Source organism: Nonomuraea rubra (assembly GCF_014207985.1).
Taxonomy (GTDB): domain Bacteria; phylum Actinomycetota; class Actinomycetes; order Streptosporangiales; family Streptosporangiaceae; genus Nonomuraea; species Nonomuraea rubra.
In genome coordinates, this window is sequence record NZ_JACHMI010000001.1 from 2,419,315 (window position 1) to 2,445,943 (window position 26,629).

The following is a 26,629-nucleotide window of genomic DNA, read 5'->3' on the forward strand; positions in this document are numbered from 1 at the left end:
AGGAACGTGTCTGCTCCACCGGTCGTACCCGCAAGTCCCTTCTCAGGCATGACGACCGCGGCCGGCCCGCCACGAAACGCTGTCGGGCATGAACGTGAGAGCGAACCGCCGGACGAGTTTCGCCGACTGGGCCGGCGAACATGCTGTGGCCCTGGAATCCCTGGACTTCCAGCGAGCCGTGGACGATCTCGAACCCCTGCGGGACCTCGTCGGCGGCGCGCGGGTCGTGGCGCTCGGCGAGAGCTCCCACCACATCCGGGAGTTCTACCAGGTACGCCACCGCATCCTGCGATTCCTGGTCGAACGGTGCGGTTTCGAGGTGTACGCCCTGGAAGCCCCGTTCACCCAGGGCCAGGTCCTGGACGACTGGGTACGCGGCGGCCCCGGCACCGTGGAGCAGGTCGCGGCGGACGGCATCGCCCTGTCGCTGGGCCGGTGCCGGGAAATGCACGAGGTGCTGGCCTGGATGAGGGAGCGTAACCACGCCGCCGCGCAGCCGCCGCTGCGCTGCCTGGGCACCGACCTGCCCGGGGCCGCGGCCTCGCCTCTGCCCGCGCTGGAGGAGGTGGCCGGTTACGTACGCTGGGCCGCCCCGGAGGCGCTTCCCGCGCTCGAACAGGCGGCCGGCGTGGCGCGGCGCTTCGACGACCCCGTGATCTTCACGGCGCTCGGCCGCTACCAGAACCTCGGCCCCGGCGAGCAGGACCTGCTCACCAGTGCGCTGAGCCGGCTGATGGCGCACCTGCAGCGCCTGACCCTCGTCCAGCACGCCCACGGTTACGGGGCCGAGCACGACACGGCCATGTGGCACCTGCGCGGCGCCTGGTACCTCGACCACCTCCATCGCGCCAACGTCCAGGAGGGCTTCGAGTCCGCCTCCACGTTCCGGGACGTCTACATGGCCGAGTCCGTACTGCGCCTCCTGGAGGGCGGCGCGCGCGTGGTGCTGGCCGCACACAACTGGCACATCCAGCGCACGCCGGCGGCCGACAGCCAGGGGAACCTGCTCATGCCGACGGGCGTCCACCTCGCGGCCGCCCTGGGCGACGACTACCGGGCCATCGGCATCACGTCGAGCCTGGGCCGTACCACCACGCTCGGCGACCCGACCCCGGAACGGCCCCAGGGCGCCTGGTACGACGCGCCGCTGCCCCCGCCCGTCGAGGGCAGCATCGAGTCGGCGTTCCCGACGGATCGGCTGTGGACGCTCGCCGATCTGCGCGCGGCCCGTCCGCAGATCGACGATGCGGCTTCCTTCCAGCATTCGCGCATGGCGGACTACTTCCTGGACATGCCGGTGTTCGATGCGTTCGACGCCATCGCGCACGTGTCGCGGTCCAGCGGCACCGATCACGTGTTGAGGCGCGCCGAGGGGTGAGGCCGTGCGCGCAGCCTCCGTGTGCGAGGGCTGCTGAGGTTGGTGGGGGTGGGACGAACTTGCCAAGGCGGCGATCAGGACGTTGGGTCGGGCCGATCAGGACGTTGGGTCGCGCCGATCAGTACGTTGGTTCGTCTCGACCAGCCCGTCGGGTCGCGTAGACCAGCCCGTCGGGTCACGTAGACCAGTTCGTCGGGTCGCCGATCAGCACTCGGGTCGCGCCGATCAGCGGCATGGGTCGGCCCGCATCAGCGCGGTTGTGCGCCCGCCACCCGCCACCCGCCACCCGCCGCCCGCCGCCCGCCGCTCGCCGCTCGCCATGAGCCGCTCGCCATGAGCCGCTCGCCACCAGCCGCTCGGCCGCCGGTGTGGCGCAGGCTGCGGGACCACCCGGAGGACCTGCGCCTGACCGCCGGCCTCGTGCCCGCCGACAGAGCGGACCGAACCAGATCGTCGCGGTGGAGCAGCGAGGCGGTGAGGCGGCGGAGCGGTGAGGCGGTGGGAGCAGCGGGGCGGTGGAGCGGTGAGGCGGTGGAGCAGCGGGGCGGTGGAGCGGTGAGGCGGTGGAGCGGTGGAGCAGTAGGGCGGTGGAACGGTGGAGCAGCGGGGCGGAGGAGTGGCGGGGCGGTGTGGGGGCGGGGCGGAGGGGGCCGTCAGCTCACGGCGAAGAGCAAGGCGGCGTTGATCAGCATGACCACGGCGGTCGCGAAGTGGATGCCGAGGGCCACCGCCTTCGTCCCCCCATGCCGCAGCACGATCACCGTGTCGCCCAACGGCGCCAGGGCGACGACCAGCATGAACCAGGCTTCGGCCGTAGGTCCGGCGAAGGCCAGCAGGGCTAGGCCGAGCACGCCGTAGGTGCCGTCGCGCACCCCCTTGATCGTGAGGTAGGCCGGATCGCCGTCCTCCTTGGCCGGGACACCGTAGCCGGCGGCTGACGGGCGCGGTACGAGCAGGAAGCGGGCGCCGATGTACAGCACCATCAGGTTGAGGGCGATGGCCAGGCCGTAGGCAAGGTAAGTAAGCATGTCCGTTCCTTGAATCTAGCGGTGCTAGGAATGCGAGCAACGCTAGCACTAGCGGTGGCAGAAGTTCTAGCGGTGCTAGATTTGAGTGCATGTCGAAACAGACGCGCATGGAGCGCGTGCGTGCCGAGCGGGAGAAGCTGATCATCGCGGCGGCCAGGGAGCTGGCCGAGGCCGAGGGGTGGGAGGCGGTGACGACCCGGCGGCTGGCCGAGCGGGTCGAATACAGCCAGCCGGTGCTCTACAGCCACTTCAAGGGCAAGGACGCGATCGTGGCGGCCGTGGCGGTGGAGGGGTTCGCCGACATGGCCGGGGAACTGCGCGCTGCCCGTACGGAGGCGGTGGACGCGGCCGGTGCGCTGGCGGGGGTCGCGCAGGCGTACACGTCGTTCGCGGGCTGGCGGCCGGCGCTCTACGACGCGATGTTCCACCAGAGGGTGGACCTGCCGTTCGCCGATCCTGAAGCGCCGCGTGAACTGTGGGCGGCGTACGGCGAGCTGGAGGAGGCCGTGCGGCCGTTCGCGGATGAGGAGGAGGAGCTGGGGTTGCTGGTGGAGACGTTCTGGGCCGCGCTGCACGGGCTGGCCACGCTCATGCGCGCGGGCCGGCTGCCCAGCGACGGTCATGACAGGAGGCTCGCCCTGCTCCTGTCCCGCTTCACCGCCAAGTATCCCTAGAAGAGCGGGGATCGGCTCCGCCAAGGCCGGCTGTGCTGGAGTCGGCGGGCATGAGGGACGCATCCCGCCGCTCACTGCGGGTGGGGGTTCGTGGCGGTGGGGCGCGTGCTGGGGCACATGCTGCGGGCGGGAGACCGTGGTGGTGGATGCGCCTGCTCGTGCCCAGGTGGATCGGGCGTGCAGGGTCGGCTCGGGCCCGGTCACGTGAGTGGGTGTGAGGGGTCGGCTCGGGTGCGGTCACGTGAGTGGGTGTGCAGGGTTGGCTCAGGTCCGGTTGCGTGAGTGGGTGTGCAGGGTTGGCTCGGGCCCGGTTGCGTGAGTGGGTGTGCAGGGTTGGCTCAGGTCCGGTTGCGTGAGTGGGTGTGCAGGGTTGGCTCAGGTCCGGTTGCGTGAGTGGGTGTGCGGGGTCGGCTCAGGTCCGGTTGCGTGAGTGGGTGGGCACGGTCGCTCAGGGCTGGCCGCGGGAGAGGGCGTGCAGGGTGTTGGCGGTGAAGTCGTCGAGAGGGTAGAAGAGCTCGATCGCCAGCTCGGCCAGCGTCACATCCGCCGGAGCGCCGAACGTGGCCATGGTGCTGAACATCGCCAGCTCCCCGAACGGGCTGCGAATCCTCAGCGGCACCTGGATCGGGCTCGGCCGGTGCCCGGAGGCCGGGTCATGGCGGGGTTCCTCGCCGCTCGATGGGAGAGGGTAGCGGGACACCTCCTCGTGGAGCCGCTGGAGCTCGGTGTCTCCGGTGGCGTTGACCTGGCGTGACAGCCGTTCGAGGAAGAGGGTTCGCACCTCCTCCAGGTTGGCCAGCCGCGCCGCCAGCCCGTCGGGGTGCAGGGCCAGCCGGAACACGTTCGGCCGCGGCTGCAGCAGGTGCGGCGGGATGCCGTCCATCAGGACGCCCATGGCGCGGTTGCCCTGCAGCACGTTCCAGACCCGGTCCACCACGACGGCGGGGTACGGCTCGTGCGCCGCCAGCATGGTGTCCAGCGCGGACCGGATCGAGGCCATGTAACCGTCGTCCAGGCTGCTCTCCCGGTAGGCGGGGGCGTAGTCGGCGGCCAGGAGCAGCGTGTTGCGCTCGCGCAGGGGCACGTCGAGTGCGGCCGACAGGCGTAGCAACATCGTGCGGCTCGGACGGGCGCGGCCGTTTTCCATGTACGACAGGTGCCGCGCCGAGGTGTCGGCCAGGTTGGCGAGATCGAGCTGGCTGAGCCGGCGGCGCTGCCGCCACTCCCGCAGCAAGGCGCCCACCCGAGACGGTTGTTCCGCGTCCATGCCGAGGAGGATAGGACACGGGCAGGTGGGCGGCGCCATGACCTCGGAGGTTATTGAGCACATGACCGGCGCGGTGCCATGGTCTTGTCCGGACAGGAACCATTCAGGCGAAGGAGACCTCGGATGAGCACCCCGACCGGGACCGCCCGGCACCCGCAAGCCGACACCACGGGCCCGCTGCGCACGATCCTGCGGATCGACGGGTGGAGCACCGCCGTCTTCGGCGTGGTGATGCTCGCGGCCGCGCAGCCTCTCAGCGGGCCGCTCGGCCTGCCGACCGCGTGGTCCATCCCGTTCGGCGTGGCCATGCTGGGCGGGGCCGCGGCGCTCGGTCTCATCGCCGGCCATCCGCGGATCCCCGCCCGCTACGTGGCGTTCGTCGTGGCGGGGAACGCGCTGTCGTGCGTGGCGCTGCTGGTCCTGGCGTTCACGGAGGTGATCCCGCTGACCGGGCTGGGGGTCGCGTTCATGCTGGCCGGGGCGTTGGTGGTGGCCGTCTATGCCGGGCTGGAGCTCGCCGGGCTCCGGCGGTTGAAGGCCGGATGACGCTGGATGACACTGGACGATGCTGGATGACGCTGGATGACGCTGGATGACGCTGGATGACGAGGTGAACGGCTGGGGTGGCCGGAGGGACATGATCGGTATACGTTCGGGCGATACCGGTCCTCCTCCTCCGAAGGGGCGCGTACCGTGCGATTACGGTTTCTGGCCGCGCTGACGGCCATGCTGGCTCTCGTCCTGCCCGCTCCGCCGGCCACCGCCGCAGCAGCCCGGGACGACCTGCTGGAACGGCTCAGGGCCATCCCGGGACTGACCGTCGTGTCGGAGACCCAGCCGTCCGGCTACCGGTTCTTCGTCCTGTCCCTCACGCAGCCCGCCGACCACCGGAACCCCGGCAAGGGCACCTTCCAGCAGCGCTTCACCCTGCTCCACCGCTCGGAACAGGCGCCCGTCGTGCTCGCCACCGGCGGCTACGGGCTCCCGGTGAACCCGTCCGCCTCGCGTACCGAGCCGACCCGCCTGATCGACGGCAACCAGGTCTCCGTCGAGCACCGCTTCTTCCGCTCCTCGCGCCCGTCCCCGGCCGACTGGGACGACCTGACCATCTGGCAGGAGGCGACCGACGAGCACCGGATCGTACAGGCGCTCAAGACGATCTACTCGGGGAAGTGGATCCAGACGGGGGTGAGCAAGGGCGGGATGACCTCCGTCTATCACCGCCGCTTCTACCCGGGCGACGTGGACGCGGTGGTGGCCTACGTCGCGCCCAACGATCCGATCAACCCGCTCGACCACGCCTACGACCGGTTCTTCGCTCGGGTCGGCACCGAGGCGTGCCGTACCGCGCTGGAGAACGTGCAGCGCGAGGCGCTCGAGCGGCGCGAGCGGATGGTGGCGATGCTGGAGGCGGACGCCGCCCGCAACGGCTACACCTTCGCCAGGACGCTGGGCAGCGCCGACCGGTCGTTCGAGATGACGGTCCTGGACACGGCGTGGGCGTTCTGGCAGTACCTCTCGGTGAGCGACTGCCCGTCCGTGCCGCCCGCGACCGCGACGGACGAGGAGCTGTACGCCTGGATCGACAACGTCGCCTCCTTCTCCTTCTACACCGACCAGGGCATGGAGTACTACGCGCCGTACTACTACCAGGCGGCCACCCAGCTCGGCTGGCCCGACCTCGCCTTCCGGCACCTGCGCGGGCTGATCCGGTACCGCGGGCTCTACCAGCCGAACTCGGTGCTCCCCGCCGAGCTGCGCTCGCGGCACGATCCGTGGCCGATGCTGGACGTGGACCACTGGGTGCGTACGCGCTCGGAGCGCATGTTGTTCATCTACGGCGAGAACGACCCGTGGAGTGCCGAGAAGTTCACCCCGAGCCGGCGTGACTCCTACCTGTACGTCGCGCCGGGCGCCAACCACGGAGCGTCCATCGCGTTGCTGCCCGAGGAGGAACGGGCGGCGGCGACGGCCACGTTGCTGCGCTGGGCGGACGTGTCACCGGCCCGGCGGGCCCCGGAAAGGGCGTCACCCCTTCCGGACGATCCGATGCTCCCCGATCGGCACACCCGCTGACCGGACCTCGGGTGTATGAGCGCTTTGCCGGCTGAGCGCGGGCGTCAGGGCGCCATGCCGGCTGAGCGCGGTGATCAGGGCAGGGCGCCACGCCGGTCGCGCGGGTCACGGGTTCTTTCGGAATCCGTGACCCGCGCCCACCGATCATGAACTTCAGCCCAGAACGGTGGCCGCCGCCCCCCAGGACTTCAGCCGCTCCCGCACCTCATCCCGCACCGGCAACGCCAGCGCCTCCTCATACGCCCGTTCCAGCAACGCCCCGATCCCCACCCGTTCCCCCGTCTCGGCCGACCGGACGGCCGCCTCGACCATCGCCAGGCTCCGCAGGTTGCCCTTGATCGCCCCATCCGGCTCCACGCCGGTCCGCACGGCGGCCACGAACTCGGCGAGCGCCCCGGCGATCTGCTCGTGCACAGCAGGCGCCACCTCCTCCACCAGCCCGCCGACGCTGGACGTGACGCACCGCTCCCCGTCCCACGTCGCGGTGCCGCCCGCGCCGACGGCCCGCCACTCGCCGTTCCAGGACGTGTCCCTGCCCTCCGCGCACCAGCTCCCGGTGAACACGTACCGGGTCCCGCCGGAGAACAGGAAGGTGGCGGTGGCGCAGGCGTCACCCCGGTACCAGCTCCAGGCGGGGTTCCAGCTCTCGCACACGACCGAGACCGGCTCCTCCGCGAGCAGGTGGCGGGCGGCGTCGAAGGCGTGGATGGCCATGTCCACCAGCAGCGGTTGCGGCATCTCGTCGCGGAACCCGCCGAAGTGCGGGGCGCGGAAGAAGTCGGTGGTGAGCAGGCAGGGCGTGCCGAGTCCGGCGATCCGCTCCCGGAAGGCGGCCAGGGCGGCGAAGTACCGGCGCGACTGGCTGATCATCAGCAGCCGGCCGGTGGCCTCGGCCGCCGCGGCCTGGACGAGCGCCTCGGCCAGGGTCGGCGCGGCCGGTTTCTCGCACAGGACGGGCACCCCGGCGAACAGCGCCTCGATGTTCACCGCGCTGTGCGCCGCGGGGACGGTGACGTTCACGACGGCGTCGGGCCGGGTCGCCACAAGCAACTCGCCCAGCGAGCCGGCCACCGCGATCGAGCCACCGCCCGAGCCGCCCGAGCCGCCCGAGCCGCCGCGCAAGCCACCCGAGCCACCCGAGCCGCCGCCGGAGCCGCCCGAGCCGCCCGAGCCGAAGACCTCAAGAACGGCCGCCTCCGCCCGGGCCACGTCGAGATCGGCCACCCCCACCAGCTCGACGTCCTCGGCGGCGCCCAGCGTCCGCAGCCAGGCCACCCCCATGGACCCCGCCCCCACCTGCACGACCCGAAGCGGCCGCCCGCTCACTGAGAGCCCTCCTTGTTGTGCATCGCCCCCCGATACCCGTGCCCGTCGAAGAACTCCCCCATCTCGTACCGCAGCAAGGTAGGCATCTCCCGCCGCCCCGGATCCCCGGCCGCCCACTCCACCCCGTTGGCGATGACCTGCAACACGTCCGGATGGTGGTAAACGGGATAATCCTGATCACCGGGACTGAAGTAGAAGATCTTCCCGTTGCCCCGCCGGAACGTGCACCCGCTCCGGAACACCTCCCCACCGGTGAAGGAGCTGATGAAGATCAGCTCGTCGGGCGTCGGGATGTCGAACTGCTCGCCGTACATCTCCTGGGCGGGAATCACGATCGGATGCGGGATGCCGCGAGCGATGGGATGCGTCGGGTTCACCGTCCAGACCAGCTCGCGATCGTTCTGGCTGCGCCAGCGCAAGGTGCACGTGGTCCCCATCAGCTTGGTGAAGATCTTCGACCAGTGCCCGGAGTGCAGCACCAGCAGCCCCATGCCCGACAGCACGTGCCGGTGCACGCGTTCCACCACCTCGTCCGCCACCTCTCCGTGGGCGGCGTGGCCCCACCAGGTGAGCACGTCGGTGTTCGCGAGCGTCTCCTCCGTCAGGCCGTGCTCGGGTTCGTCGAGGGTGGCGGTCCGTACGGTGGCCCGCTCGCCCAGCCGGGCCTCGATGCCGCGCCGGATGGCGTTGTGCATGCCGTCCGGGTAGATCTCGGCGACCTCGGGCTCGGCCTGTTCGTGGCGGTTCTCGCCCCACACCAGGACTCGGATCGTCATGTTCGGGGATCTCCTTACTTGACGGCGCCGGCTACGGCGCCTGCCGCGATGTAACGCTGCGCGAAGATCAGGAGCAGGGCGGCGGGGACGGACGCGAGCACCGCCGTGGCCATCACCGTGTCCCAGTCCTGCGTGTTCGCGCTGATGTAGTCGTAGATGCCGAGGGTGATGGGCCGTACTTCCGGCGTGCTGGTCAGGGTCAGCGCGAACAGGAAGTCGCTCCACGCCGACAGGAACGTGAACAGGGCGGCGGTCACGATCGCGTTCTTGCTGATCGGTACGACGATCGAGACGAACGCCCGCAACTGCCCGGCCCCGTCCACCATGGCCGCCTCCACGAGCGCCCGCGGGATGGACCCCATGAACGCCCGGATGAGTAGCACCGCGAACGGGATGCCCGCGGCGGTGTTGGCGAGGATCAGGCCGAAGACGTTGTTGATCAGGAAGAGGGAGTTGAACAGGGGGTAGAGCGCGTTGGCGATGACCATGGCGGGGATCATCTGCGTGACCAGCAGCACCAGCACGAAGGCGCTCGCCCCGCGGGAGCGGAAGCGCGACAGCCCGTAGGCGGCAGGGGTGGCGATGACCAGGGTCAGCACCACGGTGCCGAGCGCGATGAGCAGGCTGGTGACGAAGTTCTGCCCCTGCTCGGTGATGGCCTTGGCGTACCCGGAGAGTGTCGCGTCGAGCGGGAACCAGTCCCTGGTGGTGGCGCCGGAGCTGGACTGCAGGCTGCTGTTGACCATCCAGTAGACGGGGAAGAGCATCACGGCCAGGAACAGCACGCCCAGCGCGGTCATGGGGAGTCGGCGGACGTTCGGGTTCATTCGGACGGCTCCCGGCGCGAGAGGTACAGGTAGACCAGGGCGAAGGCGAGGGAGACGACGATGAGGACGTTGCTGATCGCGGCGCCCTCGCCGAAGTTGAACTCCACGAACGACTTGTTGTAGGCGTTCGTGGCCAGCGTCTGCGTGGAGTTGGCGGGCCCGCCGCCGGTCAGGCCGAGGATGATGTCGACGACCTTGAGCGTGTAGACGACGCCGAGCACGATGACGACGCTCACCACGGGCCGCAGGTTGGGCCAGGTGATGTGCCGGAACGCCTTCCAGCCGGTCGCGCCGTCCAGCGAGCCCGCCTCGTACAGCTCCCTGGGCACGGCCTGGAGGCCGCTGTAGAGGATCGCGACGTTGAACGGGATGCCGAGCCAGATGTTCACGCCGATCACGCCCACGAGCGCGAGCGTGGGATCGACCAGCCAGGGCACGGCGGAGACGCCGAACAGGCCGAGGAACTGGTTGAGCGCGCCGCTCTCCTGGTCGAGCAGCCATTTCCAGACCGCGCTGGAGGCGATCAGCGGGATCAGCCACGGCAGCAGCAACATCGCGCGCAGGAACCCGCCGAGCGGGAAGTTGCGCCGGAAGAACAGCGCCAGCGCGAGCCCGATCACGAACTGGAAGGTGATCGACCCGATCGTGAACAGCGCGGTGTTCACCAGCGTGGTCGTGAACAGGTAGCTGGACAGGATCGTCACGTAGTTGGCCAGGCCGACCCAGGGCGCCTCGCCGCTGTAGAAGGTCGAGGTCGTGTACTCCTGGAAGCTCATGACGACGTTCTGGACGATCGGGTAGCCGAAGAACATCGCCACGAACACGACCGCGGGCAGGGAGAACAGCCACGGCGTGGCCCGCCGGAGCAGCCGCGTCCACAGGATCGCGCGCCGCTCGCCCGCCGCGACGGAGAGGCTCAGATGGGCTGAGGTCATCAGCGGTGCTCCTTACTGCTCGCCCTGCGCCTGGCGCAGGGCTTCGGCGGGAGCGGCCTTGCCCGTCAGCGCGATCTGCACGGCGTTGTAGATCTTGGTCGCCGCCTTCGGCCAGTCGGGGCCGAGCAGCGCCGTACGCGAGCGCGCGGTCCGCACGGTCGTGACGAACGGGGCGAGCGCCGGGTTCTCCTTCCCGGCCTGCTCGGCGACCTCGGGGTTGGACGGCACGTTCTGCTTGATCCTCGCCGTCTCGAGCTGTTTCTCCGGAGAGACGAGGCATTTCACGAACTGCCCGGCCTTGGCCATCCTGGCCTGGTTCCCGGTGCGCGGCACCGTGAAGACCTCACCGCCGAGCGGGGCGACCGTGGCCTGCGCCGCGTCCCGCTCGGGAATCGTGAACGCCCCCCACTTCACGTCCTGCTGCTCCCGCAGCGCCGGGATCTGCCACGGCCCGTTGACCACCATCGCCGCCTTGCCCGCGATGAACTGGTCGATCACGTCGTCCTGGCTCCAGATGATCGAGCTGCGCGACATCGACCCGTCGTTCTGCAGATCGACGAGGAACCGCAGCGCCTGTTCGGTCGCCGGCGTCGTGATGTCCTGCTCCGTGCCGCCGTTGCCCCACATGAACGGCAGGAACTGCCAGGTGCCCTCGTAGGTGTTGATGGTGCTCATCGCGAAGCCGTAGCGGCCGGGCCCGGTCAGCCTCCTGGCGGCCGCGCGCAGCTCGTCCCAGGTCCTGGGCGGGGTCGTGATGCCGGCCTGCCGGAACAGGTCCTGGTTGTAGAAGATGCTCAGCGTGTTCACGGCGGGGGCGAGCCCGTACAGCTTGCCCGCGTAGGTGCCGGCCTGCACCACGGCCGGCACCATGCCCTCGCCCGTGACGCCGTAGTCGGACAGCGGCGAGAGCGCGCCGGACTCGGCGATCTGCTGCACGTCGGGGTTGTCGAGCATGAGCACGTCAGGCAGCGTGCGGGAGGAGCTCTGCTGGAGCACCTTGGGGATCAGCCCGGGCCCGGCGACATGGCTGATCTCGATGGAGACGCCGGTGCTGCGGGCGCACGAGTGGTAGATCGGGTCCTGGGCCTCGTCGTAGTAGTCCTGGATGGTCAGCGTGTTGGGGGATTCCGTGCCGGAGGCGGCGGCCCCGGCGCACGCGGTGAGCGTGAGAGGGGCGAGTGCCGCCGCCGCGACAGCCACTTTGGGCGCCTTTTTCTGGCGCTTCCGTGCTGTCTCCATGTGAAGACTCCTGTCCCGTTGGCGCGGGTCGCGGAAATCGGCCGTGGAGGGCTGCGAGCAGGGGAGACGGTATTGACGGGCCAGACTGGCACCGATCTGTCAAAGCGCTTAACCGGCGTTTGCTTGTTGTGTATGTTGCGCTGATCCGTCTGTGATGTCAACAACAAGTTAAGCGTTTTGCCGAAGGGGGCGGCGGGATATAGTCGCAGTGCTCCGGTGCTCCTCAGGGAAAGAGCTGGCATCCATGGTCACGATGCGCGACGTCGCCGCACGGGCGAACGTCTCCATCGCCACGGTCTCCTTCGTGCTGAACGGCACCAAGCGGGTCGCGCCGGAGACCCGGGCCAGGATCGAGGCGGCCATCCAGGAGCTCAACTACCGGCGCAACGTCGTGGCCCGCGCCCTGGCCAGCTCGCGCACCCGCATCCTCGCCCTGCTCCATCCCGACCTGGAGTCGCGGGCGAACGCCACGGTGATCCAGTTCGTCATGGGTGCCGCGCACGGCGCCCGCGAGCGCGGCTACGACCTGGTGTTGTGGCCGGTCAACGACGACGAGCAGATGTCGCACCTGCTCGCGGGAGGGCTGGTCGACGGCGCGCTGCTCATGGAGGTGCAGATCCGCGACTCCCGGGTCGAGCGGCTGGTCGCCTCGGGCATCCCGTTCGCCCTGATCGGCCGCACGGAGAACGACGACCTGCCGTACGTCGACATCGACTTCGCCACCACGATCCACGAGGCGGTCGCCCACCTGCGCTCCTACGGCCACGAGCGCATCGCGCTGATCACCGACCGGGCGAGGGGCGGGCCGGGGCCGGGCCGGATCATGCGGGTCGAGTCGGCCTACCGCGAGGCGATCGCCCCGCTCGGCGGGCAGCCCGTGATCATCGCGGTGGACAGCACGTCGGCGGGCGGGCGGGAGGCCGCGCGGGCGCTGTGCGAGGAACATCCCGGGTGCACGGCCGCCATCCTCGTCAACGAGGGCGCCTCGGCGGGGCTGGCCAAGGGGATCAGGGCCGCGGGCCGCGCCATCCCCGGCGACCTGTCCATCATCTCGGCGTCCACCACGCGGGAGCTGGGCGAGATGATCGAGCCCGAGCTGACCGTCATGGCCGCGCCGGCCGCCGAGCTGGCCCGCCTGGCCGTGGACGCCCTCATCGACCAGCTCGAAGGTGTCCCCGACGCGCCGCCGCACACGCTCATCCCGTGCACGCTGGTGCCGGGGGAGTCGGTGGGTCCCGTCACTCGTTCGTGACAAATGACCAGAATGAGTAGACATTTCCTGTTCTCTTCAGTCACACCATGCTCAGCGTTCACACAAGCCCCCCAAGGTGCCCGGGGGCCGCCTGACCGGCGCCCACGAACGTTCGAGAAGGGACTGCACCCGATGCAGCCAACGGCATCACGAAGATTATGGAAGCGAGGGCGGCTGGCCATTGCCGCCACGCTCACCGCGCTGCTCGTCAACACGCTGGTGACGGCGGCGCACGCCGACCCGGAGCAGCAGGAGCGTGGCAGGCCGACCCCGTCGCCGACCCCCACCACCTCCCAGAACCCGCCGGCACTCACCCCCGCCGACGGCTCCTACCTCGAAGGCACGGTCAAGGTCGCGGCGGTCCCGGCGACCGCCGGCGACAGCGTCACGAAGCTCGCCATCGACGACGCCGCGATCGACAACGCCACCCGCACGGTGGGCGTCTCCCAGCTCTCCTTCGACGTCGGCTCGAACTCCACCGAGGCGCAGTACCACAGCTACGTGCTGGTCAACGGCGCCTACAAGGTCGAGATCGGCAACTACGTCAGCCAGCGGGCGACGCTGGACATCCCCAACGAGCACCTCGTCAAGGGCGAGAACACCGTCGAGATCGTCGTCGGCGCCATCCAGTCGTCCTGCGGCACCAACTACGACGACTTCGTGCTGTCTGACGTGGGCCTCCACCTGCTCGGCGAGGTCGCCGACGGCGAGGACAACCCGTACACGTTCTCCTTCGGAGACGGAAGCTGCGGCACGAACACCTCGCTGCTCAAGCGCGCCACGCTCACGTTCTTCACCCTGTCGGACCCACAGGGCACCACCGGCCTCGCCGCGGACGTGGACACCACCAAGCTGGCCAACGGCACGCACGTGCTCAGCGCCACCACCGCGGCGGGCGTCACGGTCAAGCACAACGTGACCGTCAACAACGCCCCGGCGGGCGCGCCACGCCTGATGCCCACGGACGGCACCCTGGTCGCCGGCACCAAGGCCGTCTTCGCGACCGTCCCGGCGGGCGGCTCAGGCGGCGTCAAGAGGCTCACCGTGGACGGCGAGGCGCCCGTCACCAAGGCCACCCTCGGCAACGGCGCCGCGATGCTCGCCTTCGACGTGGGCCCCGACGCGCTGGACGACAAGTACAACAACTTCCTGCTCGTCAACGGCAAGCGCATCGACCTCGGCGGCACGTACGTCAACGCCCGGGCCACCGTCGCCGTGCCGGCCCGCTACCTGACGCCGGGCGACAACACGATCAAGGTCGTCACCGGCGACTACAAGGAGTCCTGCGGCAACGACCGCGACGACTTCACGATCTCCAACCTGGCCCTGACGCTCGACGGCGCCACGGTGACCGCCCAGGGCGTCGAGCCGTCGTACCCGATGGGCGACGGCACCTGTGGCGACAACCAGGCGGCCAGGCCCGAGGCCGAGCTGCGCTACACGATCGACGCCCCCGCCGTGCACCTCGTCGAGACGCTCGGCTCCGGCGAGGCGAAGCTCAGCTTCAACGTCGGCAGCAACTCGATCGAGGCCCGCTACCAGAGCTACCTGCTCGTCAACGGCCAGAAGATCGTCGTGGACGGCGACTTCGTCAGCAAGCGCGTCGACCTGACGATCCCGAACGAGTACCTGGTGCCCGGCTGGAACACGATCGACTTCGTGACCGGCACGTATCCCACGTCGTGCGGCAACAACCGCGACGACTACGCGATCTCGAACTTCGTGCTGACCCCGGCGCAGGGCACGGCCACCGGCCAGATGCTGAAGAGCTCGTACAGCATGGGCGACGGCAACTGCGGTGACTCCGTCAACCCGCTGACCGAGATCGACCTCCAGTTCCTGGTGGACGCCCCGGCCGGCGGCCTGCGCGCCGACCTCGACACCACGGCCGTCAAGGACGGCAAGCACACGCTGGCCGCCGAGTCGAGCACCGGCGAGAGCGCCACCCGCCTGCTCATCACCGACAACTCCGCGCCCAAGGTGTCCAGGAGCGTCCCGGCCGCGGGCGAGAAGATCAAGGCCACGGTCGTGCTGGACGTCAAGCTGGAGGACGCCTCCGGCGTGGTCTCCGGCCCCGACGTCAAGCTCGACGGCCAGGAGATCCAGCCCGGCGCCCAGGTGGGCCCGGGGCTGAAGGCCGGGAAGCACACGCTCTCCGTGACCGGCGCCGACGGGCTCGGCAACACCGCGACGCGCGAGATCGTCTTCGAGTCGGCCGGCATCCCGGACGCGCCCGCCGAGCTGAGCCCGGCGCTGGGCGCCGTGGACGTGTCGGACCCCGCCACCCTCTCGGCCGAGGTGGCCGAGCCGGACGGCGGCCAGGTCACGGCCACGTTCTCGCAGGCCGAGATCCTCACCCCGAACGAGGTGTACCAGGGTACGGCCAAGTCCCTGCCGACCACGCTCCAGGTGCCGGGCGAGAAGAAGGTCAGGACCGGCGGGCTGGACCCCGCCGACGGCCGGACGATCGACGCGCCCGCCGGGCAGGACCTCGTCTACCAGCGCTTCGACGTCCAGGTGAAGGGTCACGCGGACGCGCCCGTTCTGCGCTGGGAGGGCTCGATCGACCCCGAGCGGCTGGCGTCGTTGCGGGTCTGGAACACCAGGGACAAGGCCTGGGACCTGCTGACCAGCTCCCGCGGCGCCCCCGAGGGCAAGACCGCCCTCACGGCCGTCGTGGACCCGAAGTACATCGACCGGCAGAAGGTCCACGTCATGGTGACGGGTGAGGACCCGTTCGCCGACGACATCGAGCCGGGCGACCCCAACGGCTTCGCCGACCCCTCGGCGTACGACTTCTCGATCGTGCACTTCACCGACACGCAGTACATCAGCGAGGGCGCGGTGGAGCAGGAGACGGCCGAGGAGCGCGCGGTGTGGGAGTCCGCCTACGCCGGCATCGTCAACTGGATCAAGGACAACAAGGACCAGCGGAAGATCTCGTACGTCGCGCACACCGGCGACATCATCGAGAACAACATCCGCAAGCCCGCCGACGAGTCCATGCAGCGGCAGATCGTGGGCGAGTTCGAGGTCTCCTCGAAGCAGCAGCGCGTGCTGGACGACGCCGGCATCCCCAACGGCGTCATCGCCGGCAACCACGACAACCAGTCGGGCACCGAGGAGGGCCCCGGCGCCCTCTACAACCAGTACTACGGCCCCTCGCGCTACCAGACGGCCTCGCAGGGCTGGCAGCACGCGGAGTACGGCGGCCCGTGGAAGGAGGGCGACAACCAGAACCACTACGACCTGTTCTCCGCGGGCGGGCTGGACTTCGTGGTGGTCGGCCTGTCGTACGGGGTGACGAGGGACGAGGCCGAATGGGCCGACTCGATCTTCAAGAAGTACCCCAACCGCAACGGCATCCTGCTCTCGCACGACTACATCGTGCCGAGCACGAGCCCTGACGGCCGCGGCGCCGGCTTCTCGGCCCCCGACGGCTCGATGTTGTACAAGACGGTCGTGGAGAAGAACGCGAACGTCTTCCTCATCCTCGCCGGCCACGAGCACGGCGTGGGCACCAACGTCAAGCCGAAGGTGGGCCAGGTCGGCAAGGGCGTCGTCGAGCTGCTGGCGGACTACCAGTTCTACACGGTCTCCGCCGACCGCCTCGGGCTCACCGAGATCGGCGGCTACAACCCGGCCGACCAGCTCCAGTTCGGTGCGAGCTTCCTGCGGATGCTGCAGTTCGACGTCAAGCGCTCCGAGCTGATCGTCGACACCTTCTCGCCGCTGCTCAACGAGTTCGGCGCCACCGAGTACGATCCGCTGCGCCGCTACAACGGCCTGGAGGACAACATGGTGCTGCCGGTCGACCTCACCTCGCGGACGACCACCCTGCAGACCGACTCGCTGGCGATCTACAAGCCCACCCGGGTCATCGGGCGGGACAGGGTCGCCTCGGGCGAGGTGGCCTCGGTGAAGTGGGACAGGCTCAAGGACGACACGGCCTACGCCTGGTTCGTCACGGCCCGCTCCGCCGGCGGCGGCGTGACCGCCTCCGAGCCGAGCGTCTTCGTCACCAAGGACGCGCACGGCCGCCCCGGCAGGTGGGACGCCGACTCGCCCATGCACCGCTGGTTCAACCGCTAGGACGACCCGCCGCCCCGGGCTGCCAGGCCCGGGGCGGCCTCCCCTCTGGAGACCCGACATGCTGCGCTGGCTGCCCGCCCTCGTGTTGCTCGGCGCCCTGCTGCTGCCCGCCCCCGCCGCCGCCGCTCACGACGCGACCACGACCGCCCGCGCCGAGGTGACGGGCACCGGGGTGAACGTGCGGGTGGTGCTGGACCTCGAGTACGACCTGCTGATGAAGTCGGCCTGGCTCTACGCCACCGCCTACGACGCCAAGGAGCGGGCCGAGCAGCTCCGCCAGCTCCGGCTCAACCGCGACGCCGTGGTCACGTACGTCACGGAGCGCTTCGCCGTCGCCTACGACGGCCGGCCGTGCGCCCCCTCCCTGACCGGCGACGCCGACGTGCGCCCGCGCGACAAGAAGAGCTACGCCGTGCTCACCTTCGCCTTCGCCTGCCAGGGCGAGCCCGGGGGCACGCACGCGATCTCCAGCGCGCTGTTCCCCGACGCCGAGACGTTCGTGCACAGCACGGAGACGCTCGTCCGGTACGACGTCGGCGGCGAGCGCGGCTCCGCGGTCCTGGTCGCCGAGAGCCCGACGCTCAAGGTCGGCGAGCGCGCCGAGCCCGGCTCTTCCGGCGGGATCTTCCTGCTCGGCGCCCTGCTCGTGCCCGTCGCGCTCTTCCCCCTGCTCAGGCGGCTACGCCGGTAGGCGCATTTGTCGGGGAATCTCCCGAGGTTGGCGGCGAACACACCCGTTGTGTTCTGCTGATCCTCGGGGGAGGGGCGTGAGCAGACGGTTGGGCCGTTCGTTGCGAACGCGGCTGGCGCTGTGGGCGAGCATCGCGATGCTGCTGCTGAACGTCATCGTCAGCGCCTTCGTGCTGTTCGGCATCCGGAGCGAAGTGGCCGACATCAAGGCGCGGGACGTGGCGGGCAAGGCCGTGCGCGTGCTGCTCATGGTGAAGCGGGACAGGCTGCCCCAGGTGCTGCCGCAGCACGGGCTCGACGGCATCCAGGTCGTGGACCCGAGTGGCCGGCCGGTCGCGTGGACGCCGAACCTGGCCGGCGCGCCACGCCTGACGAGCGAGATCCCGCATCACAGCCAGGCCAACGAGGCCGCCAGGCTCTGCGACCTGCCGCGCTTCCCCGGCCAGTGCAAGCTCGTCATGGTGCTGGTGGCGTACCAGCCGGAGGGGGAGTGGCTGATCTACGCCGTCGACCCGGCCGTGCCCTGGTACGTCGTGCCGCAGGTGATCGCGTTCCAGGTCGCCGTGACGGCCACGCTGGTCACGCTGACCTGGTTCGGCGTCTCCCGCGTCGTGGCCAGGACGTTGCAGCCGGTCAGCAGCATCACCAAGCGGCTGGCGGAGATCAGCGAGGGCGGCGGCGGGATGCGCGTGCCCGTGCCCGAGACCGACGACGAGATCAGGGCCCTGGCCGAGACCAGCAACCGCACGCTGGAGCGGCTGGAGTCGGCGCTGCGGCAGCTGCAGGTGGCGATGGAGCGGCAGCGCCAGTTCGCCGCGGACGCCTCCCACGACCTGCGCAGCCCCATCACCGCGATGCGCGCCCAGGTCGAGGACGCCCTGCTCCACCCCGAGGACACCGACTGGGCGGAGACCGGCGCCGAGGTGCTGACCAGCCTGGAACGGCTGCAGGCGATCGTGGCGGACCTGCTCACGCTGAGCAGGCTGGACGCGGGCGCCCCCGACGAGCGCGAGCCCCTGGACCTGGCCGAGCTGGTGGCCGCCGAGACCGCCAGGCCGCGCTCCAAGCACGTCGTCACCACGCTGCAGACCGGCGTGGTCGTCGACGGCGACCGGCTGCAGCTCGCCCGCCTGCTGACGAACCTCCTCGACAACGCCGAGCGGCACGCCGAGTCGCAGATCATCGTGACCGTGCGGCGGCAGGGCGACGAGGCGGTCCTGGAAGTGGTGGACGACGGCACGGGCATCGCGCCCGAGCACCGCGAGAAGGTCTTCGAGCGCTTCACCCGCCTGGACGCCTCGCGCAGCCGCGACGCCGGAGGCACCGGGCTCGGCCTGCCGATCGCCCGCGAGATCGCCACGGCGCACCTCGGCACGCTGACCATCGAGGACTCCGACACCGGCGCCCGGTTCGTGCTCCGGCTGCCGGTGCAGGAGGCCTGACGGGGGCATGCCCCGTGTGCTGCGACATGACTGACCGGCGGGCGATCGGGGCATGGATCTCCGCACCAGGGTTGCAGGAGCGGAAGGAGATCCACAATGGACCAGCGGGGCCTCGGCGGCAGGGACGTACGCACCGTTGACGGGCCCGGGCCCGTACGCGTTCGTTGCACGCCTCCTGCCGCCGCCGAGCTGTTCGAGATCGCCGTTCTGGACACCACGGGCGGCGACGGCGAGGCGCGCTGGCACACGATCGGCTGGGGCGTGGACCGCGGCCACGCCGACAGCATCGCCGAGGCGTACGTGACGCGCCCCCTGTGCCCCTACGACGAGGCGCAGGTGCGGCACAACGGTCACCTGGTGGGGGTGCACCGCCGGCCCGCGTAGCCTCCCTACGCCCGCTCCGAGGGGTTGACCAGGTTGAGCGCCTCGACCGAGGCGATGGCCTGCTCCACATGGTCGTACACCGTCACGGCACGCCGCGCGCCGGTGATCTCCAGCAGCCGGGCCGGCATCGGCCGCAGCCCGGCCAGGTGCACGCCCACGCCGTGCGCGCGGGCCAGCGTCGCGGCGGCGAGCAGCACGGCCAGGCCGGAGCTGTCCAGGAAGGACAGCTCGCTCATGTCGATGATGAGGTGCTGGTCCAGCCGCTCGCGCTGCTGGTCGATGTAATCCTCCAAGTGGGTGGACGTCGTGGTGTCGACCTCCCCGGCCACGGCGATCAGCGTGGCGCCCGGAAGATGGCGACAGGTGAGGTTCACGGGCACTCCTGGCGGTGGGGGCGGACCGGTGGGTGGGGCGAACGGTTACCGCGGTATGCCTGCCGTTGTCGCAGACTCTATGCCCGTAGATAGATACCTGAAAGACTTTTCGTCATAGGATCTTCATGAAAGGTGATTCATCTGCCTGTCGAGGGCCAGGATCGGGTGAGAGGCGGAGGACGTGAGCACAGCCGACGAACGAGCGTCCAGCTGGACGTTCCTCACCCACCATGCCCGGGTGCTCGTGGAGATCGCCCGCGATCCCGACATCCGGCTGCGCGACATCGCCACCGGCATCGGGATCACCGAGCGCGCGGTGCAGAACATCGTGCGCGACCTGCACGAGGGCGGCTACCTCAACCGCGACAGGGTGGGGCGGCGCAACCGCTACAGCCTCAACCTGGACCAGCACTTCCGCTACCCGACCGAGGCCGGCCTGCCGATCAGCCTGCTGATCGACATGTTCACCCAGCACGACCTGACCGGCGACAGGAAGCCGGACGAGCTCAGTCGCGATCGTCCATGACACCGTACGCGGTCGCCCTGAACAGGAACGAGGCCCACGAACGGTAGGGCCGCCACGAGCCGGCCAGCTTCCTGTACGCCGACGGGGGCACGTCCTCCGGCAGCCCGTACGCCTCGCGCAGGATCGCGAACAGCCGCGGCTCGTCCCCGGGGAACGCGTCGGGCGCGCCCGCGCCGCGGATCAGGATCAGGCCGGCCGAGAACGGCCCCACGCCGGGCAGGGCCCGCAGCTCGGCCAGCGCCTCCTCGGGGGCGAGCGAGCGCAGGTGCTCGGTGGTCAGCAGGCCGTCGAGCGCCGCCCTGGCCAGGCCGCGCACCCACTCCTCCTTCTGCGCGGGCAGCCCGAGCCCGCCCGCGTCGAGCAGCGAGACCGGCGACGGGAAGGCGGTGCACGGCTGCCCGTCCACCTCGACCAGCGCGCCGTACCGCTCGGCGATGCGCTGCTTGATCCGGGAGGCGATGAGCATCGAGGAGCGCTGCACGATCACCGCCCAGCACGCCGCCTCCCACGGGCTCCAGAAGCACACGGGACGCAGGCCGGGGCGCAGCCGCTGCAGGTCGCCGAGCACCGGGTCGGTCTCGCCGAGCTTGGCGAAGCCGGCGCCGTCCACGTCGAGGGAGAGGATGCGCGCCACCTCGCCGCGGATGCCGGGCCCGGCCGGGCGCGTGGTGGTGACCGCCACCCCGCCGGGCGCGCCCGTCACGGTCACGCCGATCGGCCGCCAGTCGGACTCCGCGCAGTACGCGAAGCGCAGCGCCCGGCCGTCGGAGGGCAGCGCGCTCGTGGCCGGCCAGTCCTGGACGAACCGCAGCGAGTCGGCGAAGTCGAACGGGCCCTCGGCGGTCAGCGTGAATCCGTGCGTGGTCATGCGCGTATGGTAGGCGGCCCGTACGACTAGAGCCGGCAGCTGATCTCGATGCCGTCCTCCACCGGGAACGAGACGCTCTGGTAGCCGTTGGCCGGGTCGCGGACGTGGTCGAGGTAGGGCCGGACGCTGTCGAACGTGCTGTCGTCGGCGGCGACCAGGGTGCCGGGGGCGAGCCGGGGCTCCAGCAGGCGCAGCACGGGCAGGTAGAGGTCCTTCCAGCCGTCCAGCAGCACGAAGCCGACCGGCTCCGAGAGGCCGGCGAGGGTGTCGCGGGCGTCGCCCTCCAGCACGGTGATCACGTCGTCCAGCCCGGTCTCGGCGAACGTCCGGCGCGCGGCGGCGATCTTGTCCTTGCTCAGCTCCGTGGTGACGACGCGGCCGGCGCCGTTGTCGCGTACGGCGGCGGCCAGGTAGAGGGTCGAGATGCCGAACGAGGTGCCGAACTCGACGACCGTGGCGGGGCGGGCGGCGCGGACCAGGGTGTAGAGCAGCCGGCCGCCCTCGGCGGAGATCGGCATGTAGATCTCCGCCATGGCGTCGGCCAGCTCCCCGGCCGTCATCGTGCCCCGATCGCCCTGGACGGCCCTGGCCGCGTCGCGCCCGGCCTCGGCGAACATGCGCTCCAGCGCCGCCGCCACGCGCGGGTCGGCGAGCGTGTTGGTGTGTGTCATGACGCCTAGAGTAGACGGTACGTTGCGTCTACGCTAGCGGTATTCTCACGGCATGGCGGACACGGAACGGCGGCACCACGGCAACCGGCACGGGCGCAGCGAGGCGGCCAGGCAGGCGGTGTTGCAGGCGGCCGACGACCTGCTGGCCGAGAAGGGCTTCGCGGGCGTCACGATGGAGGGCATCGCGGCTCGGGCCGGGGTCGCCAAGCAGACCGTCTACCGCTGGTGGAGCAGCAAGACGGCGGTGCTCGTGGACGCGTTCGTCGAGGACCTGGCCGAGGAGCTGACGCCGCCCGACCACGGCGCGCTCGCCCTCGACCTGCCCGCCTACCTGGGCCGGCTCGCCCACGTGCTGAGCGCGACCGACACCGGGGCCGTGTTCAGGGCCCTGATCGCGCAGGCCCAGCACGACCCGGCGTTCGGGGCCGACTTCCGCGCCCGCTACCTCGACGAGCAGCGGCGGCGCGACCGGCTGCCGCTGGAGCGGGCGGTGGCGCGGGGCGAGCTGCCCGCCGGGCTCGACGTGGCGGCCGAGACCGATCGGCTCGTGGGGCCGCTCTACTACCGGGTGCTGGTCACCGATGAGCCGGTCGGGCGGGCGTACACCGATCGGCTCGCGGACGACTTCCTGCGCCGCGTCGCCAGCGGGATCGCCGGCGCGGACGCCGGTGGGGACGTCGGCTTGGACGCCGGCGAGGGCGTCGGCGGGGCTGTCGGCTCGGACGCCGGCGAGGGCGTCAGCCGGGCTGTCGGCTTGGAGGCCGGCGAGGGCGCCGGCGGGGGCGTCAGTGGGCGCGCAGCGCCTGGGTGAACCAGGCGAGAGCGGGGGCCAGCGGCTCCGGCGGTGGCCAGCCGTTGATCACGGCCAGGAGCTGGACGTACCGGTCCCAGCGCGGGTCGCCGGCCGCCTCCAGCCGGGCGGCCAGCTCGGCGCGGTCCTCGCCGCAGGCGGTGAGGAGCGCCGCGACGTACGGCCCGGCCTCCGGAGCGGCCGGGTCCACGCCGGCCGCCAGCGCGGGGGCGGCGAGGTCACGCGCCACCGCGGCGGGACTGGGCCGCAACACAGGCCCCCCGCCAAGGCCACCCGCCCCGCCCCCGGTCCTGACCCCGGCGGTGTCGCCGGTGCGGTCGGCGGCGTGGGTTTCGACCATGCGGCGCATGCTGGCGCGAAACCCCGGTTCGCGGGACAGCGAGGCCAGGTCCACCCAGGCCTCCACCTGCTCGGGCGAGGGATCGTCCGGCAGCTCGGGCGTCAGCGAGGTCATGACCCCCGCGAACCCGGGATCACCCTCCAGGTCGCCGAACACGGCGGCGAGGAAGTCGCCGATCAGGTGATGCCGTTCGGCCTCCGACAGTTTGGCCAGCTCGTGCATGAGTTCCATCTCCTTCGGGGTGGAGCCGCGCCCGGCCACCACCGTCAGCACCGCCCGCCGCAGCCGCAACGTGCGGATCTGAGCCGAAAGGGCCTCGGCGTGCGCCGCCGCGACCTCGGGCAGCGACGCCTCCCGGGACACGACCCTGCGGATCGTGGGCAGGTCGAGCCCGAGGTCGCGCAGCGTGCGCACGAGGTCGAGGCGGGCGGCGGCGGCGCGGTCGTACAGGCGGTAGCCGGCGGGGCTGCGGCGGGTGGGCGGCACGATCCCCGCGTCGGAGTAGAACCTGACGGTCTTGACCGTCAGCCCGGTGCGCCGGGCCAGGTCGCCGATCGAGTAGAGCGTGTCCCCGTCCATGCGCTCACTCTGCCGTCTCCCCCTGCTGGAGACTCAAGCGGCGTCGTAGAACGCGCGCGGGTCGCCGGACAGCGACGCCTTGACGTGCGCGGACCAGGCGTCCACCACGACCTCGTACGCCCCCGCCTCGACCCCGTCGAGCGCCGCCCGCGCGACGTCCGCCGGGTCGAGCAGCTCGCCCTCGTAGCCGGCCATCATGTCGGTGTCGGCGGCGCCCAGGTGCACGCCGGTGATCTGCGTGCCCTGGCCGCGCAGCTCCAGGCGGGCACCGTTGGTCAGGCTCCACGCGGCGGCCTTGGCGGCGGCGTAGGCGTTCGCGCCGTCGTAGGAGAACCAGGACAGCGCCGACAGCACGTTCACGATCGCGCCGCCGCCGCCCGCGCCCAGGACGGGGGCGAAGGCGCGGATCATGCGGAGCGGGCCGTAGAAGTTGGTGTCCAGCTCCAGGCGGATCTGGTCCAGGTCGCCCGTGACGAGGTTCGTGTAGGTGGCGACGCCGGCGTTGTTGATCAGCAGGGTCACGTCCCCGGCCGCCTCCGCCGCCGCGGAGACCGACGCCGGGTCAGTGATGTTCAGCCGCAGGGCCTCCACGCCGGGCAGGTCGATGCGCTGGGGGTCGCGCGCGGTCGCGTACACCTTCTTCGCGCCCCGCTCCAGCAACTGCCGGGCGAAGTGGCGGCCGATGCCGCGGTTGGCGCCGGTGACGAGGGCGACGGATCCGGAAATGTTCATGGTTGTCTCCTGAGCGAGGTGATGTGCGGATAAGCTAAAACCTGACGTTGACGTCAGGGGCAAATGTTGTGAGGGGGATCACCATGCGGATCGGCGAGCTCGCCGCCAAGACGGGGGTGAGCGTGCGCGCGCTGCGCTACTACGAGGAGCAGCGGCTGCTGACCTCGGAGCGCAGCCCCAGCGGCCAGCGGGTGTACGCGGACAGCGCGGTGGACCGGGTGTGGATGATCCAGCACCTGTACGCGGCCGGGCTGCCGAGCCGGTCGATCGAGCCGCTGATGCCGTGCGTGATCTCGGGCGAGGTGACGCCCGAGCTGCTGGAACGGCTGCGGGCCGAGCGGCAGCGCATCGAGGACCGGATCGACGACCTGGTCAAGACCCGCGAAAGGCTCGACTCGATCCTCTCCGTGGCCTCCGCCTACGAGGGCCGGACCTGTCCCAGGTGACGTCCAGCATGGGCGGGACCGCGTTCGTGCTCGGCGGAGGCGGCGTGCTCGGCGCGCACGAGGTGGGCATGCTGCGGGCGCTCGACGAGGCGGGCATCCGTCCCGACCTGGTCGTGGGCACGTCCGTGGGCGCGCTGAACGGCGCCGTCATCGCCGCCGACCCCGCCGACGCGGTCGGCAGGCTGACGGACCTGTGGCAGTCCGACGTCGTCCGTACGGCGTTCGCCGGGTCCTGGGTGGCCCGGCTGTCCACGCTGGCCAGGACGGGCACCCACCTGCATCCGATCGGCCCGTTGCGCGCGGTGCTGAGCAAGACCGTGCAGGTCTCGCGGATCGAGGAGCTGGCCGTGCCGTTCCAGTGCGTGGCGGCCTCGGTCGAGCGGGCGGCGGCGCACTGGTTCACCGGCGGGCCGCTGGTGGACGCGGTGCTGGCGTCGTGCGCGGTGCCCGGGCTGCTGCCGCCCGTCGTGATCGGGGGCGAGCACTTCTACGACGGCGGGCTGGTGCACAGCATCCCGATCGGGCGAGCCGTCATGCTCGGCGCGAGCAGGGTCTACGTCCTGCACGTCGGCCGGATCGAGCGCCCGCTCTCGCCGCCCAGGCGGTTCTGGGAGGTGGGCATGGTGGCGTTCGAGATCGCCCGCCGGCACCGGTTCGCCGAGGACCTGGCCACGCTGCCGCCGGGCGTGGAGGTGCACGTGCTGCCGGCGGGGGTGACCGAGCCGCTGTCGACGCTGCGCTATCGCGACGTGTCGCAGATCTCCGCCTGCATCGACCGGGCCTACCAGGCGTCTTCCAGCTACCTGCGGAACGGGGCAGGATGAAGGGAGAGCCTGAAGGAGGCCCGGGTGCTCCCACCTAGGATCGTGCGCCGGCTCGTGCTGGCGCCCCTGGTCATCGTGATGACCGTGTTCATGGTGGTGACGCTGCCGCTCTGGCTGGTCGTCGCGGCCGCCGCCGCGCTCAGGCTGCCGCCGCCGCAGCGCAGGAGCGCGCGGTTCGTCTGGTTCGCGGTGGTGTGGCTGACGCTGGAGTCCGCCGTGCTGGTCGCCTGCGCGTGGTTGTGGGTGGCGGGCGGGGCCCGGCGGCAGGAGCACCACTACGCGCTGATCAAGTGGTTCCTGGAGAAGGTGTACACGACCGCGGTGCACATCTTCCAGCTCCGCGTGGACATCGAGGAGCCGGATCCCGTGGAGCGGGAGGGCGGGCCGGCCAAGCCGATCATCGTGCTGTCCCGGCACGCGGGCCCCGGCGACTCGTTCCTGCTGATCCACCATCTCCTGGAGCGCTACGGGCGGCAGCCGCGCATCGTCATGAAGGCCGCCCTCCAGTACGACCCCTCGCTCGACGTGGTCATCAACCGGCTGCCGAACGCGTTCGTCCCCCGCAAGTCGGGCCAGACCCTGGTGATCGAGGAGATCCGCCGCCTGGCCGCCACGATGAGCGGCAGCGACGCCCTGGTGATCTTCCCCGAGGGCGGGAACTTCACCCCGCGCCGCCGCCAGAAGGCGATCACCCGCCTGGAGGAGAAGGGGCTGCGCGCCGAGGCGGAGCGGGCGCGCGGCATGGACCACCTGCTCCCGCCCCGCCCGAACGGCGCCATCGCGGCCATCGAGGCGTGCCCGTCGGCGGACGTCGTCTTCGTCGCGCACACCGGCCTCGACGACCTGGTCACGCTGCACGACATCTGGCGCTACCTGCCCATCCGCGCACACATCACCGCGAAATGGTGGCGCGTGCCCGCCGCCAGCGTCCCGCGCGATCGCGAGGAACGGATCCGCTGGCTGTACGACCACTGGGAGCGCATCGACGAGTGGATCACGGCCCAGCGCATGGCCGCCAGGCCCGGCTGATCCCGGAGCTTGACGGGATTCGCCCTGCATGCCCGGCTTCGGG

Annotated in this window: 26 protein-coding genes; 14 read left to right on the top strand and 12 right to left on the bottom strand. The window is 71.0% G+C overall.

What is annotated here, in order from left to right; all coding sequences use genetic code 11:
- Positions 1 to 88 precede the first annotated feature (88 nt).
- Positions 89 to 1,378 carry an erythromycin esterase family protein gene (locus HD593_RS10975; protein ID WP_185102063.1) on the top strand — a complete coding sequence of 430 codons (1,290 nt, stop codon included), beginning with the start codon at positions 89 to 91 and terminating at the stop codon, positions 1,376 to 1,378.
- A 653-nt stretch (positions 1,379 to 2,031) separates the two neighbouring features.
- On the opposite strand, the gene HD593_RS10980 is transcribed toward HD593_RS10975, so the two are convergent.
- A complete protein-coding gene (locus HD593_RS10980) occupies positions 2,032 to 2,406 on the bottom strand; it encodes a DUF4267 domain-containing protein (protein WP_185102064.1) in 375 nt (124 codons plus the stop codon).
- 89 nt (positions 2,407 to 2,495) lie between these two features.
- On the opposite strand from HD593_RS10980, the gene HD593_RS10985 reads away from it, so the two are divergent.
- Positions 2,496 to 3,080, top strand: coding sequence for a TetR/AcrR family transcriptional regulator (locus HD593_RS10985; protein WP_185102065.1), 585 nt, complete (start codon positions 2,496 to 2,498; stop codon positions 3,078 to 3,080).
- Between the two features lie 448 nt (positions 3,081 to 3,528).
- Here the strand turns inward: HD593_RS10985 and HD593_RS10990 are convergent, their stop codons facing one another.
- A complete protein-coding gene (locus HD593_RS10990) occupies positions 3,529 to 4,347 on the bottom strand; it encodes a helix-turn-helix domain-containing protein (RefSeq protein ID WP_185102066.1) in 819 nt (272 codons plus the stop codon).
- 123 nt (positions 4,348 to 4,470) lie between these two features.
- Between HD593_RS10990 and HD593_RS10995 the strand changes: the two genes are divergently transcribed.
- Positions 4,471 to 4,893, top strand: coding sequence for a hypothetical protein (locus tag HD593_RS10995; protein WP_185102067.1), 423 nt, complete (start codon positions 4,471 to 4,473; stop codon positions 4,891 to 4,893).
- Between the two features lie 147 nt (positions 4,894 to 5,040).
- Positions 5,041 to 6,423, top strand: a complete 1,383-nt coding sequence (locus HD593_RS11000; protein ID WP_312903426.1) for a S28 family serine protease — start codon at positions 5,041 to 5,043, stop codon at positions 6,421 to 6,423.
- Positions 6,424 to 6,576: 153 nt separating this feature from the next.
- On the opposite strand, the gene HD593_RS11005 is transcribed toward HD593_RS11000, so the two are convergent.
- The 5 genes from HD593_RS11005 to HD593_RS11025 are packed head-to-tail and all read right to left on the bottom strand — an operon-like array spanning position 6,577 to position 11,487.
- Entirely contained in the window at positions 6,577 to 7,749 is a 1,173-nt protein-coding gene (locus HD593_RS11005) for a Gfo/Idh/MocA family protein (RefSeq protein WP_221524724.1), read from the bottom strand.
- Positions 7,746 to 8,525, bottom strand: coding sequence for a ThuA domain-containing protein (locus HD593_RS11010; protein WP_185102068.1), 780 nt, complete (start codon positions 8,523 to 8,525; stop codon positions 7,746 to 7,748). Before HD593_RS11010 ends, HD593_RS11005 begins: the two co-directional genes overlap by 4 nt.
- Positions 8,526 to 8,539: 14 nt before the next feature.
- On the bottom strand, positions 8,540 to 9,352 hold the full coding sequence (locus tag HD593_RS11015; RefSeq protein WP_185102069.1) for a carbohydrate ABC transporter permease: 813 nt from the start codon (positions 9,350 to 9,352) through the stop codon (positions 8,540 to 8,542).
- The gene (locus tag HD593_RS11020) at positions 9,349 to 10,287 is read right to left on the bottom strand and encodes a carbohydrate ABC transporter permease (protein WP_185102070.1); all 939 of its coding nucleotides are present in this window, start codon (positions 10,285 to 10,287) and stop codon (positions 9,349 to 9,351) included. The genes HD593_RS11015 and HD593_RS11020 overlap by 4 nt, the downstream gene beginning before the upstream one ends.
- A 12-nt stretch (positions 10,288 to 10,299) precedes the next feature.
- Positions 10,300 to 11,487 carry a sugar ABC transporter substrate-binding protein gene (locus HD593_RS11025; RefSeq protein WP_221524725.1) on the bottom strand — a complete coding sequence of 396 codons (1,188 nt, stop codon included), beginning with the start codon at positions 11,485 to 11,487 and terminating at the stop codon, positions 10,300 to 10,302.
- 283 nt (positions 11,488 to 11,770) lie between these two features.
- Here HD593_RS11025 and HD593_RS11030 point away from each other — a divergent pair, with 283 nt between their 5' ends.
- The 5 genes from HD593_RS11030 to HD593_RS11050 all read left to right on the top strand — a co-directional run bounded on the left by HD593_RS11030 (position 11,771) and on the right by HD593_RS11050 (position 19,386).
- On the top strand, positions 11,771 to 12,778 hold the full coding sequence (locus HD593_RS11030) for a LacI family DNA-binding transcriptional regulator (protein ID WP_185102072.1): 1,008 nt from the start codon (positions 11,771 to 11,773) through the stop codon (positions 12,776 to 12,778).
- Between the two features lie 132 nt (positions 12,779 to 12,910).
- A complete protein-coding gene (locus HD593_RS11035; RefSeq protein WP_185102073.1) occupies positions 12,911 to 16,870 on the top strand; it encodes a metallophosphoesterase in 3,960 nt (1,319 codons plus the stop codon).
- Between the two features lie 58 nt (positions 16,871 to 16,928).
- Entirely contained in the window at positions 16,929 to 17,561 is a 633-nt protein-coding gene (locus tag HD593_RS11040) for a hypothetical protein (RefSeq protein ID WP_185102074.1), read from the top strand.
- Positions 17,562 to 17,637: 76 nt separating this feature from the next.
- Positions 17,638 to 19,002 carry a sensor histidine kinase gene (locus tag HD593_RS11045; RefSeq protein WP_312903427.1) on the top strand — a complete coding sequence of 455 codons (1,365 nt, stop codon included), beginning with the start codon at positions 17,638 to 17,640 and terminating at the stop codon, positions 19,000 to 19,002.
- A 96-nt stretch (positions 19,003 to 19,098) separates the two neighbouring features.
- On the top strand, positions 19,099 to 19,386 hold the full coding sequence (locus HD593_RS11050; RefSeq protein ID WP_185102075.1) for a hypothetical protein: 288 nt from the start codon (positions 19,099 to 19,101) through the stop codon (positions 19,384 to 19,386).
- 5 nt (positions 19,387 to 19,391) lie between these two features.
- Here the strand turns inward: HD593_RS11050 and HD593_RS11055 are convergent, their stop codons facing one another.
- The gene (locus HD593_RS11055; protein ID WP_185102076.1) at positions 19,392 to 19,760 is read right to left on the bottom strand and encodes an STAS domain-containing protein; all 369 of its coding nucleotides are present in this window, start codon (positions 19,758 to 19,760) and stop codon (positions 19,392 to 19,394) included.
- A 181-nt stretch (positions 19,761 to 19,941) separates the two neighbouring features.
- Between HD593_RS11055 and HD593_RS11060 the strand changes: the two genes are divergently transcribed.
- Positions 19,942 to 20,286, top strand: coding sequence for a helix-turn-helix transcriptional regulator (locus tag HD593_RS11060; RefSeq protein ID WP_185102077.1), 345 nt, complete (start codon positions 19,942 to 19,944; stop codon positions 20,284 to 20,286).
- Here HD593_RS11060 and HD593_RS11065 read toward each other — a convergent pair.
- A complete protein-coding gene (locus tag HD593_RS11065; protein WP_185102078.1) occupies positions 20,267 to 21,154 on the bottom strand; it encodes a DNA-3-methyladenine glycosylase family protein in 888 nt (295 codons plus the stop codon). The genes HD593_RS11060 and HD593_RS11065 overlap by 20 nt on opposite strands.
- A 26-nt stretch (positions 21,155 to 21,180) precedes the next feature.
- The gene (locus tag HD593_RS11070) at positions 21,181 to 21,825 is read right to left on the bottom strand and encodes an O-methyltransferase (RefSeq protein WP_185102079.1); all 645 of its coding nucleotides are present in this window, start codon (positions 21,823 to 21,825) and stop codon (positions 21,181 to 21,183) included.
- Between the two features lie 52 nt (positions 21,826 to 21,877).
- On the opposite strand from HD593_RS11070, the gene HD593_RS11075 reads away from it, so the two are divergent.
- The gene (locus tag HD593_RS11075) at positions 21,878 to 22,636 is read left to right on the top strand and encodes a TetR/AcrR family transcriptional regulator (RefSeq protein ID WP_185102080.1); all 759 of its coding nucleotides are present in this window, start codon (positions 21,878 to 21,880) and stop codon (positions 22,634 to 22,636) included.
- Here the strand turns inward: HD593_RS11075 and HD593_RS11080 are convergent.
- A complete protein-coding gene (locus tag HD593_RS11080; RefSeq protein WP_185102081.1) occupies positions 22,611 to 23,555 on the bottom strand; it encodes a MerR family transcriptional regulator in 945 nt (314 codons plus the stop codon). The genes HD593_RS11075 and HD593_RS11080 overlap by 26 nt on opposite strands.
- A gap of 33 nt (positions 23,556 to 23,588) precedes the next feature.
- The gene (locus HD593_RS11085; protein WP_185102082.1) at positions 23,589 to 24,287 is read right to left on the bottom strand and encodes an SDR family oxidoreductase; all 699 of its coding nucleotides are present in this window, start codon (positions 24,285 to 24,287) and stop codon (positions 23,589 to 23,591) included.
- Between the two features lie 83 nt (positions 24,288 to 24,370).
- Between HD593_RS11085 and HD593_RS11090 the strand changes: the two genes are divergently transcribed.
- From HD593_RS11090 to HD593_RS11100, 3 genes are read left to right on the top strand one after another with little or no spacing between them, the layout of a single operon-like run.
- On the top strand, positions 24,371 to 24,733 hold the full coding sequence (locus HD593_RS11090; RefSeq protein ID WP_185102083.1) for a MerR family transcriptional regulator: 363 nt from the start codon (positions 24,371 to 24,373) through the stop codon (positions 24,731 to 24,733).
- 8 nt (positions 24,734 to 24,741) lie between these two features.
- A complete protein-coding gene (locus HD593_RS11095) occupies positions 24,742 to 25,557 on the top strand; it encodes a patatin-like phospholipase family protein (RefSeq protein ID WP_185102084.1) in 816 nt (271 codons plus the stop codon).
- Positions 25,558 to 25,581: 24 nt separating this feature from the next.
- On the top strand, positions 25,582 to 26,586 hold the full coding sequence (locus HD593_RS11100) for a 1-acyl-sn-glycerol-3-phosphate acyltransferase (protein WP_185102085.1): 1,005 nt from the start codon (positions 25,582 to 25,584) through the stop codon (positions 26,584 to 26,586).
- The last annotated feature ends 43 nt before the right edge of the window (positions 26,587 to 26,629 follow it).

What these genes read in the sequence shown, in the direction of transcription:
- HD593_RS11080 (WP_185102081.1), bottom strand. Translation starts at nt 23,555, where the DNA reads ATGGACGGGGACACGCTCTACTCGATCGGCGACCTGGCCCGGCGCACC.
- HD593_RS10975 (WP_185102063.1), top strand. Translation starts at nt 89, where the DNA reads ATGAACGTGAGAGCGAACCGCCGGACGAGTTTCGCCGACTGGGCCGGC.
- HD593_RS11070 (WP_185102079.1), bottom strand. Translation starts at nt 21,825, where the DNA reads ATGACACACACCAACACGCTCGCCGACCCGCGCGTGGCGGCGGCGCTG.
- HD593_RS11050 (WP_185102075.1), top strand. Translation starts at nt 19,099, where the DNA reads ATGGACCAGCGGGGCCTCGGCGGCAGGGACGTACGCACCGTTGACGGG.
- HD593_RS11010 (WP_185102068.1), bottom strand. Translation starts at nt 8,525, where the DNA reads ATGACGATCCGAGTCCTGGTGTGGGGCGAGAACCGCCACGAACAGGCC.
- HD593_RS10985 (WP_185102065.1), top strand. Translation starts at nt 2,496, where the DNA reads ATGTCGAAACAGACGCGCATGGAGCGCGTGCGTGCCGAGCGGGAGAAG.
- HD593_RS10980 (WP_185102064.1), bottom strand. Translation starts at nt 2,406, where the DNA reads ATGCTTACTTACCTTGCCTACGGCCTGGCCATCGCCCTCAACCTGATG.
- HD593_RS10990 (WP_185102066.1), bottom strand. Translation starts at nt 4,347, where the DNA reads ATGGACGCGGAACAACCGTCTCGGGTGGGCGCCTTGCTGCGGGAGTGG.
- HD593_RS11030 (WP_185102072.1), top strand. Translation starts at nt 11,771, where the DNA reads ATGGTCACGATGCGCGACGTCGCCGCACGGGCGAACGTCTCCATCGCC.
- HD593_RS11095 (WP_185102084.1), top strand. Translation starts at nt 24,742, where the DNA reads ATGGGCGGGACCGCGTTCGTGCTCGGCGGAGGCGGCGTGCTCGGCGCG.
- HD593_RS11090 (WP_185102083.1), top strand. Translation starts at nt 24,371, where the DNA reads ATGCGGATCGGCGAGCTCGCCGCCAAGACGGGGGTGAGCGTGCGCGCG.
- HD593_RS11015 (WP_185102069.1), bottom strand. Translation starts at nt 9,352, where the DNA reads ATGAACCCGAACGTCCGCCGACTCCCCATGACCGCGCTGGGCGTGCTG.
- HD593_RS11085 (WP_185102082.1), bottom strand. Translation starts at nt 24,287, where the DNA reads ATGAACATTTCCGGATCCGTCGCCCTCGTCACCGGCGCCAACCGCGGC.
- HD593_RS10995 (WP_185102067.1), top strand. Translation starts at nt 4,471, where the DNA reads ATGAGCACCCCGACCGGGACCGCCCGGCACCCGCAAGCCGACACCACG.
- HD593_RS11020 (WP_185102070.1), bottom strand. Translation starts at nt 10,287, where the DNA reads ATGACCTCAGCCCATCTGAGCCTCTCCGTCGCGGCGGGCGAGCGGCGC.
- HD593_RS11040 (WP_185102074.1), top strand. Translation starts at nt 16,929, where the DNA reads ATGCTGCGCTGGCTGCCCGCCCTCGTGTTGCTCGGCGCCCTGCTGCTG.
- HD593_RS11075 (WP_185102080.1), top strand. Translation starts at nt 21,878, where the DNA reads ATGGCGGACACGGAACGGCGGCACCACGGCAACCGGCACGGGCGCAGC.
- HD593_RS11065 (WP_185102078.1), bottom strand. Translation starts at nt 21,154, where the DNA reads ATGACCACGCACGGATTCACGCTGACCGCCGAGGGCCCGTTCGACTTC.
- HD593_RS11035 (WP_185102073.1), top strand. Translation starts at nt 12,911, where the DNA reads ATGCAGCCAACGGCATCACGAAGATTATGGAAGCGAGGGCGGCTGGCC.